General features: G+C 34.3%; 13 protein-coding genes. 1 reads left to right on the plus strand and 12 read right to left on the minus strand.

Annotated features, from left to right (window positions below):
• Nucleotides 1–126 precede the first annotated feature (126 nt).
• The 9 genes from TJ68_RS00390 to TJ68_RS00430 form a co-directional block, all read right to left on the minus strand.
• Entirely contained in the window at nt 127–399 is a 273-nt protein-coding gene (locus TJ68_RS00390) for an HU family DNA-binding protein (RefSeq protein WP_040928142.1), read from the minus strand.
• 105 nt (nt 400–504) lie between these two features.
• On the minus strand, nt 505–1245 hold the full coding sequence (locus tag TJ68_RS00395) for a hypothetical protein (protein ID WP_040928143.1): 741 nt from the start codon (nt 1243–1245) through the stop codon (nt 505–507).
• The gene (locus TJ68_RS00400; protein WP_052327221.1) at nt 1238–1444 is read right to left on the minus strand and encodes a DUF2768 domain-containing protein; all 207 of its coding nucleotides are present in this window, start codon (nt 1442–1444) and stop codon (nt 1238–1240) included. The genes TJ68_RS00395 and TJ68_RS00400 overlap by 8 nt, the downstream gene beginning before the upstream one ends.
• Before the next feature lies 1 nt (nt 1445).
• Nucleotides 1446–2498 (minus strand): NAD(P)H-dependent glycerol-3-phosphate dehydrogenase, encoded by a 1053-nt coding sequence (locus TJ68_RS00405; RefSeq protein ID WP_040928144.1) that lies wholly within the window; start codon nt 2496–2498, stop codon nt 1446–1448.
• Nucleotides 2499–2514: 16 nt separating this feature from the next.
• A complete protein-coding gene (der, locus tag TJ68_RS00410; RefSeq protein WP_040928145.1) occupies nt 2515–3825 on the minus strand; it encodes a ribosome biogenesis GTPase Der in 1311 nt (436 codons plus the stop codon).
• Nucleotides 3826–3918: 93 nt separating this feature from the next.
• Complete coding sequence (gene rpsA / locus TJ68_RS00415; RefSeq protein ID WP_040928146.1) at nt 3919–5100, minus strand: 30S ribosomal protein S1; 1182 nt, start codon at nt 5098–5100, stop codon at nt 3919–3921.
• Between the two features lie 55 nt (nt 5101–5155).
• Entirely contained in the window at nt 5156–5776 is a 621-nt protein-coding gene (locus tag TJ68_RS00420; RefSeq protein ID WP_238315992.1) for a lysophospholipid acyltransferase family protein, read from the minus strand.
• Nucleotides 5742–6401, minus strand: coding sequence for a (d)CMP kinase (gene cmk / locus TJ68_RS00425; RefSeq protein WP_040928148.1), 660 nt, complete (start codon nt 6399–6401; stop codon nt 5742–5744). Before cmk ends, TJ68_RS00420 begins: the two co-directional genes overlap by 35 nt.
• 15 nt (nt 6402–6416) lie before the next feature.
• Nucleotides 6417–7382 (minus strand): LysM peptidoglycan-binding domain-containing protein, encoded by a 966-nt coding sequence (locus tag TJ68_RS00430; RefSeq protein WP_040928149.1) that lies wholly within the window; start codon nt 7380–7382, stop codon nt 6417–6419.
• Between the two features lie 152 nt (nt 7383–7534).
• Between TJ68_RS00430 and TJ68_RS00435 the strand changes: the two genes are divergently transcribed.
• On the plus strand, nt 7535–7786 hold the full coding sequence (locus TJ68_RS00435) for a ferredoxin (RefSeq protein ID WP_102167314.1): 252 nt from the start codon (nt 7535–7537) through the stop codon (nt 7784–7786).
• Between the two features lie 15 nt (nt 7787–7801).
• On the opposite strand, the gene TJ68_RS00440 is transcribed toward TJ68_RS00435, so the two are convergent.
• From TJ68_RS00440 to TJ68_RS00450, 3 genes are all read right to left on the minus strand, one after another.
• Nucleotides 7802–8371 carry an ECF transporter S component gene (locus TJ68_RS00440; protein ID WP_040928150.1) on the minus strand — a complete coding sequence of 190 codons (570 nt, stop codon included), beginning with the start codon at nt 8369–8371 and terminating at the stop codon, nt 7802–7804.
• Nucleotides 8368–9129 carry a sensor histidine kinase gene (locus TJ68_RS00445; RefSeq protein WP_162138441.1) on the minus strand — a complete coding sequence of 254 codons (762 nt, stop codon included), beginning with the start codon at nt 9127–9129 and terminating at the stop codon, nt 8368–8370. Before TJ68_RS00445 ends, TJ68_RS00440 begins: the two co-directional genes overlap by 4 nt.
• A gap of 107 nt (nt 9130–9236) precedes the next feature.
• Nucleotides 9237–10033, minus strand: a 797-nt coding sequence (locus tag TJ68_RS00450; protein ID WP_148449579.1) for a HAMP domain-containing protein, incomplete at its 5' end; no start/stop codon positions are given.

A 10033-nucleotide genomic window follows, 5' to 3' on the forward strand; every position in this document is an offset into this window, starting at 1 on the left:
TTTACAAAATTTGTATATTTGTTTTGAATGTCATCATCAAAATAAGTCATAATTTCACTTAGCGCCAACAAAAAAATCACCCTTATAAATGAATAGACCTAACATCAGTTAGGTCTATTAAAATTCTTATTTTACTGCGTCTTTTAGAGCTTTACCTGCTTTAAAAGCTGGTACTTTAGATGCTGCAATTTCAATTTCTTCACCAGTTTGTGGGTTACGTCCTTTACGTGCAGCACGCTCACGTACTTCGAAAGTACCGAATCCGATTAATTGAACTTTTTCACCTTTAGTTAGTGATCCTTGGATTGCTTCGAAAACTGCGTCTACAGCAGCACCTGCATCTTTTTTAGTAAGATCAGCTTTGTCGCTTACTGCGTTAATTAAATCAGTCTTGTTCATAATTAAATGACCTCCTAGATTCTATATAATGATTAATCATTATGTTTTGACTTTACCACAGGAATGCCGTCACTTCAACATATTTCAGCATTCTTTAGTATATTATTATTTATTGGCTTCTTTTTTTATTTTGCTCGTCATAAAGATAACATTATTGTTTTCATCGACGGTTAATTCTGGACTGTAAATCGGTACGACAGGTGTATGTTCATATAAGACGTGGCGTACGTCATCGCCAGGTTTAAACGATAATTCTTGGTCATCAATGATATGTTGCACATCTTCACGATAATCAACTAAAAATTCTTCTCCACCATTAAAATATACGTTTAATGGATTACCTGTATACGGGCTCGTAACTGTTGGATTTTGATCAAGATGATAATGATCTAAATCTAGCATATAAACGTTTGGACCGACCATATCACCTAATTTAACATGGTCACTAAGTACGTTTAAACGAGTCGTTAACGAGCGAATTGTGTTCGTAATTCTTAAATCTGCGATTTTTACTTTAGGGTCTGTATCTTCATCGATAATGACATATTGATAATGTCCACCATTTTCAAACGCTGTCGGTGGAATATCACTAATATAGTCCGGAACTAATTTATTAAATTCTACTTGGTATTGTAAATACTCTCTATTTTCTAGATGATTTTCAGTTGTTTTAAATGGCAATAATCCGTCGTTATCTTCTTGGTAATGTTTGACTGCGTTCTCGACCATTTTAATTTGTGATTCTTTTGGCTGTGCATTTTTATCACGCTCACTTTGAGGGTACATACAAGCACTTAATAAGAGTGAAACTGATAATAAAACGAATAGTTTTAATGCGTTACGCATGGTTACTGCCTCCTAATACGAGTATCATCGTTATAAATGCAAAAATTAAAAATAACCATGCAATAATTGACATGATAATACTTACAAAACGATAGGGCATTTTATAACGTGCGATATATATTAAGAGTGCCGCAAGTGCCATCGCACCCATCGAATAAAACGACACCCACATTAAATCCATTCTAGATATATCAAACATTTTATTTCTCCGCTTCTAAATGATTTCTCATAATTTCTAATAAACCTTCTGTTTCAGACTTTCTTTCTCTCATCATTAAAGAGATTAAAGCATCTGTCTCAGAGATTGATTCAAATAAATATTCGTACAATACATTCGTTATTGGCATATCGACGTCGTGAATTTTTGCAAGCTCATACGCAGCTTTTGTTGTGTTAACACCTTCAACGACCATTCCCATATTTTTAACAATATCGTCGAGTGACTGTCCACTAGCGAGCATCTTACCACATCTGAAGTTTCTAGAATGTTCACTCATCGCTGTTACAATTAAGTCACCGACACCTGTTAATCCCATAAAAGTTAAAGGATTGGCCCCCATTTTAGTACCGAGTCTTGCGATCTCATGTAGGCCTCGCGTAATAACGGCAGATTTTGTATTGTCTCCAAAACCTAAGCCATCTAAAATACCGATGCCTAGGGCGATAATATTTTTAAGTGCACCGCCAACTTCCACGCCAATTAAGTCATTGTTTTCATACACTCTAAAGTATTTATTTATAAATACATCTTGAATTTGCTTTTGACCTGTTTTATTTATTGAAGCTGTACTTACTGTTGTCGGTTGTTTTAATGCGATTTCTTCTGCGTGTGATGGCCCACTTAAAATTGCGATGTCTGTATAATTTTTTTCGTCAATTTCTTCAATGATAATTTCAGACACACGTTTATGAGTGCCGAGTTCTAATCCTTTTGCCACGTGACATATTAACACTTGTTTATCTAGTTCATTTAAATATTCGTTAATTTGTTTACTTACAGTTCGGACTGCTTTTACTGGAACTGCGAGTATTAGTATATCACCATATTTAACAGCTTCTTTAAGATCGTCTGTCGCTTTAATTGTCTCACTTAGCGTAATATCTTTTAAATAGTTTTTGTTCGTATGGTCTTCGTTGATTTCTTTAACCGTACTTTTATTTCTGCCGTACATTAGTACATGATGATTGTTAGAATCGAGTACCATTGAAAGACTGGTACCAAAACTACCAGTCCCTATAATTGATATATTCATAAAACTCTCTCCTATATTAATTTCTACGACGTGTAATGATATGAATTGGTGTTCCTGTAAAGTCAAAAGCTTCTCTTAAACGATTTTCTAAGTATCGCTTATAACTAAAATGCATGAGCTCTGGGTCGTTTACAAAAACAACAAACGTCGGCGGTGCGACGCTGACTTGAGTCCCGTAGAAAATATTTAATCGTTTACCTGTCTTATCAGTCGGTGTAGGATTCATTGCAACACTATCCACTAGCACTTCGTTTAACGCACTCGATTGAACGCGTTGCTTATGTGCATTATCGACTGTATGAATAAGTGGGAATAACGTATGCACACGACTTTTAGTTTTCGCTGAAACGAATGCAATTGGTGCATAATCTAAAAATCTAAATTGATCTCTAATCTTTAGTTCGAATTTACGCATCGTTTGTGTATCTTTTTCAACGGCGTCCCATTTGTTAACGACAATAATGATTGCTCTTCCTGCTTCATGTGCAATTCCTGCAATGCGTTTATCTTGTTCTCGAATCCCTTCTTCGCCGTTTAATACGAGTAAAACTACGTCGCTTCGTTCAATCGCAACGTTAGCTCGTAATACCGAATATTTCTCTGTGTTTTCGTACACTTTTCCTCGTTTACGAATACCCGCTGTATCGACAAATGTATAGTTAAACCCGTCTTTTTCAAGTTTTGTATCGATAGCATCTCGAGTCGTCCCAGCAATATTCGAAACAATAACACGATCTTCGCCGAGTATTGCGTTGACTAAACTAGATTTACCAACGTTCGGTCGTCCAATTAAAGAAACTTTAATTGAGTCATCTTCATCGACTTCATAGTTTAATGTACTAAAGTTTTCAATGACTTTATCTAGAACATCTCCTAATCCTAAACCATGAGAACCAGATACTGGATAAGGGTCGCCTAGACCTAATTCATAAAACTGATATATTTCTGAACGCATTTCGTATGAATCGATTTTATTGACCATTAATACGACAGGTTTTTTTGAACGATGTAAAATATTCGCAACGTGAACATCATCATTTGTAACACCCTCACGTCCATTTACAACCATTACTATTACATCAGCTTCATTAATTGCAATTTCTGCTTGTACTGAAATTTCATTTTGGAATAAGTTGTCATCGAGTTCAATTCCACCAGTATCTATGATATTAAATTCATGACCGAGCCAATCTGCTGTAGCATATATTCGGTCTCTTGTAACGCCTGGAGTATCTTCTACAATTGATTTTCTTTCTCCAATAATTCTATTAAATAACGTGGATTTTCCAACGTTCGGTCGTCCCACGACTGCTACTGTAGGTATCATTCAACTTCCCTCATTTCTCTTATATTTTATCATAACTCTAATTTTATTCTATAAAAAAATAAAGAGCGAGTTCCCTCGCTCTTTTACGTATGATTAAAGACCTAAATCTTTAAGTTTGTCACCTAAAATATCTCTTAATGTAGGTGCATCGTCTTCTTCGTCTTTATAAACTGTTTTATCTTTTTGTTGAACTGGACGTTGTGGTTTTTCTTTTGTTGCTTTAATTGAAAGTGATGTTTTCTCGTCTTCTTCGTTGAATCCGATAATTTTAACATCGACTTCTTCTTCTGCTTTTAATACGTCTTGAGGGTGTTCAACATGATCATATGAAATTTCTGATACGTGAACAAGCCCCTCTACACCTTCAGCTACTTCTACGAAAGCACCGAAGTCTACTAGGCGTTTAACAGTTCCTTTTACAACGTCGCCGACTTTATGCTCGTTGAAGAATTTATCGAACGGACTGTCTCCAGCTTGTTTAATTGAAAGTGATACTCTTTCGTTATCTTTGTCTACTGAAAGAATTTTAACGTTGACTGTATCACCGATTGAAACAGCATCTTCAACGCTATCTACTCTGTTGTAGTCAATTTCTGAGATGTGTACGAGCCCATCTACACCATTAACATTAACGAAAGCACCGAAGTTTGTTGTACGAACGACTTCACCTTCAACGACTTCACCTTCTTCAAGTGAATCGAAGTTTTTAAGTAATTCTTCTTTTTCAGCTACTTCTTCTAAAACGCGTCTGTTTAAAATAATACGGTTATTGTCTGGATCAACGTCTTCAACTTTAACGTCTAGAGTTTGACCATCAAATTGAGTAAGGTCTTCAACGAACTGCGTTGAAATAAGTGATGCAGGGATGAAACCACGTGCACCGACGTCAACAACTAATCCAGCAGGAACAACCTCAATTACTTCTGCTTGAATTGTTTCATCGTTATCTTTTTTAGATTTTAAGTCATTGTATGCTTCTTCTGTCTCATATTGACGCACAGAAACAACTACTGTTGACTCATCTTCGATTTTAATTACTTTAGCTGTAAGCTCATCATCAAGACTTACAATCTCATCTGTTGTATCAATTCGTTTTGAAGTTAATTGACTAATTGGAACGACTCCAGTCGTACCGTCTTCAAGTTCAACTTCTACAAACTTTTCTTCAACTTTAGAAACTTTACCAGTTACAACGTCGCCTTCGTTGTACTTAGACTCAACAGTTTCTGTGTTTTCAACTTCTAAGTTTTCTTCAAATTTTTCTTCGTTTGTCATACCGTTATCCTCCAATTTTAAAACGCTTAATACTATTAAGTTCCTATAAATCTAGCTATTTGTCAAGGTGTAAAGGTCCATTTAACAAATTATTTAGATTATTTTCTAAAATTTTCGTAATATCTTTTCTCTTTAAACCATCTTTCCTTAACTCATCTGTATATATAGGTTGACCGAATATAATCGTTACGCCCTTTTTATCATCATAATTTCCACGTACAGCAACTGGAACAATCGGCGCTTTTGCACTCATTGCGATAAAGCTTGCACCTTCTTGAAGAGGTCTTAACTCATCATTTCTATCTTTATTACGTGTCCCTTCTGGAAACATTAACAGCATGCGTCCCTCTTTTAATGCCTCAATCGACGTTTTTAATGCCGCACGATCTCCTTTACCTCTATTTACAGGTATTGCATTTAAATTACGGATTGCTGCACCGAATAATTTATTTTTAAACAACTCAGATTTTGCGAAAAATGACATCTCACGTTTTACAGAAATACCAATCGCGGGTGGATCGTGTAATGATTTGTGATTTGCAGCGAGTAAAACAGGCCCTTCTTTTGGAATGTTGTTTTCGCCGATGACTGTGATTTTATGACGCACTCGGTAATATAACGTCACAAATACTTTCATAACTTTATAAAACATTGTCGTTAATCCTTTCGCGTGCATAATTTAAGATTGCCGATGCAACTTCGTCAATCGTCATATTATCAGTATTAATCTCTATTGCACTTTCAGCTTTTTTTAACGGTGAATGTTCGCGGTTCATATCACTTTCATCACGTGCGATAATTTCTTTAATTAAATTATCTAATGTAATATTATTTCCACGAGCTTCTTCTTCAATAAGTCGACGTTTTGCACGAATTTCAGGACTTGCTGTTAAGTAAATTTTTAACTCAGCATCTGGGATTACAACAGTACCGATATCTCTACCGTCCATTACGATACCTTTATCTGTTGCTATTTCACGTTGCATATCGACAAGATAATCACGTACAAAATCGATCGAAGCAATAGAACTTACTTTATTTGTTACTTCACTATTACGAATATCTTTTGAAACGTTCGTATCGTTTAAAAATACATCTCCAGATTCACTAAAATTTATTTTAGCGTCTGTAATATTTGATTTCGTAAGCGATTCACTTAAATTTAGAGAATATAAAGTAACCGCTCGGTACATTGCACCAGTATCTAAATATTTATAATTTAATCGGTTTGCAACAATTTTTGCGATGGTACTTTTACCAGCGGCAGCAGGACCATCAATTGTTATATTAATTTTTGACATTCATGACACCTTTTCTTATGGAATAATGAGTTCTTGACCAACTGTTAAGTTGTTTCCAGGAATACCGTTCGCATCTCTTATTTTTTGGACGTTCTCTTGTGAACCCGAGCCATAATATCTCAGTGCGATTCGGTATAAGTTATCTTGCGCAGTAACAACGTGCGTCGCTCCGACTTCATTCTCTTCTTCTTTTTCTTCTTCTTTCTTTTTAGCCTCTTCAGCTTGGCGTTCACGTTCTCTTTCTTCAGCTGCTTTTTGTTCGGCCTTCTTTACGTCAGATTCTTTCTTCGATGAAATGACTGATTGACCAAGCTTTTCAAGACTTGCGATTTGTTCTTCAGAGTATTTCGCTGGCAGATTACCATCTTTATTTGAAGCGACTTCTTCACCGTCTTTATTATCTTTACTCTTTTTATTAGAGTTACTATCTTTGTTTTTTGCAAACTGCTTTTCTAATTCAGCTTTTTTACTTTCAAATTCTTTGTCAATTTGTCTCGTGTTCTCTTCTTTTTTATCGCTCGCAACAGATTGTTCATCTATACCGTCACCTGAAGGCCAAAAGTTAGAGACAATCATTACACCTAACACGAGAGTTAAAGGAATTAAAAGTGCGAGTAAAACTAATAGAGACTTTTTGTTTTTATTGTTTTTAAATGATTGAGTGTTTAAATGTTTGTTTTTAAAATCTTTTAACTTTGATTTTGATTGCTGCATCTCTTTAGAAAACTGGTCACCATATTTCGATGAAGTACTCTTGAAGGATGCTAAAATTGCAGCAATTACAGACTTATCGTCATCTTTTTTAGGTTCGTTTTCTTTTTTATTTTCATTTTTTACAGTTTTATTTTCTTCACGATTATACTTAGCGCTCCGACTGAACTGTTCGTCTACTTTATTTTTTCTAGAGCGACGTCTTGTTCGTTTATCTTTATTTGTATCAGTACGTTTATGTTGTATATCTTTATAAAAATCATCTTTCATAATACATTCCTACCCTACATACATTAGTACTTTTATTATAGTCTTTTTTCCTATACTTTTAAAGGGAATTCGAAAGCGATGAAGTTTTGAAAAGCAATTAGTTGAAAAGAAGAAATAAACACCTTAATATAGTGTTATTAAGAGGTGACAATGTGACGATAAAATATACAATTTCTGACCAGGACACTTGTATTGCTTGTGGAGCATGTGGAGCGTCAGCACCGGATATATTCGATTATGACGATGACGGTATCTCCTACTCCATACTCGATAACAATGAAGGGATAACGCCCGTTCCTGAAGAACTCCTTGGCGATCTTGAAATGGCGTATCTAGGGTGTCCCACAGATTCTATAAAAGTAGCCGATGAGCCGTTCGACGGAGATCCATTAAAGTTTGAGTAAAAAAGAGTACTCTTTTTAAAGAGTACTCTTTTTTATTTGCTTTTTCAGTATTGGTATTAATTTTGTGTGAACGATATAGATGACTATACCGAGTAAAATACCTTTTACGATGTTAAATGGAATGATACCTGCTGTTACAAGTGTTTTTACGTTTTCAAACACTGCACGCTGATCTAAAATCATTCCGTAAAGCGGAAGCAAGATAAAGTAATTAAGTATCGATAACACGAACGTCATGAATAGTGTACCGACGACAATTCCCGTTATTAAACTTTTGCTCGTTTTACTTTTAACATAAATAATATATATCGGAATTAAGTAACTAAGTGATGCGAGTAAATTCGCTATTGGACCGATTGGTTCACTCGAAACGAGAAAACCGTATATGATTATTTTTATAACTATAATTAAAATACCGACTCCACCACCGAATAGTACAAATCCTATATAGGCAGGAATATCTGCAATATCAAACTTTAAAAATGGTGGGAAGAATGGTAATGGAACGCTTATCAACATAAGTATAAAAGAAATCGCTGATAATATACTAATCATAATTATTTTGTAAATCTGTGACTGGTTCATAGTTGTTCTCCTTTACTTAACGTCATAACAAATGTCGTGCCTTTTTCGTACTCGCTATCAACCGTAATCGTTCCTTTATGCCCATTAATAATACTTTTTACGATACTGAGTCCAAGACCTGTACCTTGTTTACCTCTGGTTCTTGCTTTATCTTCTTTATAGAAACGTTCAAATATACGATTTAGCGTTGAAGCTTTCATACCAATACCTGTATCAGATAATGTAATCACTACATGAGTGTTCGTTTCGTCAATATTTATTAAGATAGTATCTCCGTCTGAAGTATATCTAATTGAATTATCGATTAAATTCGTAAACACTTGGTACATTTTATCATAGTCAAAAGGAACGATAGAATTATTTAGCTTATTTTTAACTTTAAAGTTTAACTGATTTTTCTTCATTTCGTAATCAAATCGCTTCTGTAAATCAGCCATCAACACGTTTAAATCATTTTCTTTAATATTATATAATCCCGATTCAGTTTCTAACTTATTAATTTCAATTAACTCATTGATTAAATGATTCATACGATCAGATTCTTCTTTAATAATACTTAACATATTTTTTACTTCTTTTGGATCAGTGACAATTTCATCTAGTAATGCCTCAGTGTAACCAGTGACCATTACCATTGGTGTTTTTAGCTCGTGAGATACGCTCGATATAAACTGTGCGCGCATCGTTTCTAGTTTCTTCTCATGTGACACGTTACGGATAGTCATCGTAACACCTGTTTTTGACTCTGCATAATTCACTGGTGTAAAGAAGATTTCAATATACGTATCTGTATCTAGTTCTTCAGTAATCGAATAAGATTCAAAGTTTTCTCGACAGCGAATAATACATTCGTTAATTTTTTGTATTAAGCGTTCATGCTGTGAAATCTCTTTGAACCATGTATTTCCTTCTTTATTTCGGTAAATTTGACTGTTTGATTCATCAAAAAATCTATGCCATCAGATATTGATGTGAATATTGATTCTCTCAAGTTTTTCTCATACTCGAGGTTATCGATATTTCTTTTAATATCTTCACTCATTTTATTAAATGCAAGTGTCAATTCTCCGATTTCATCAAAATTTTTAACTTCTAATTTTTGGAATTTTCCACTTGCCATTTTTAACGAAGCATTTCTCAAATCAATTAATGGATCAGTAATTCTTTGGATTAAAATAAATGCAAATAACGTCGTAACGATAAATAGTACAAACGCACTCACTGATATAATCATCGTAATATCACGTATCGATTTATAAATCGGTGACATATCTGTGTATTTTATAAGCATTGTATCTGTATCATAGTACTGCGTCATATTAAGCACTTTTACCATGTAATCAATGTTTTCTTCATCTTTAACAAAAAAAGTATCCTCTTGTAGGCCTTCACTATTTAAAATGTAGTTAAACACAGATCGGTCCGTCTCTGTATTACTCGATACAAATTGACCGTCTTGGTAAATGATTAAGTTCTCTTCAGTAATTACTTTTGTAGATTCAATGACAGGTTCGTGTTGACTGAGTATTTCTTGTTCAATACGCTCTAAATCATTTAATAGTTTTTGATCACTACTATTTAGAGCGTAGTTTCTAAAGTAAAACGCTAGACTAATGGACAATATAATTAAAACTGCAGTTACTATCATGATGATAGTAAACC

It is taken from the genome of Nosocomiicoccus massiliensis, assembly GCF_000438455.1.
Lineage (GTDB): Bacteria > Bacillota > Bacilli > Staphylococcales > Salinicoccaceae > Nosocomiicoccus > Nosocomiicoccus massiliensis.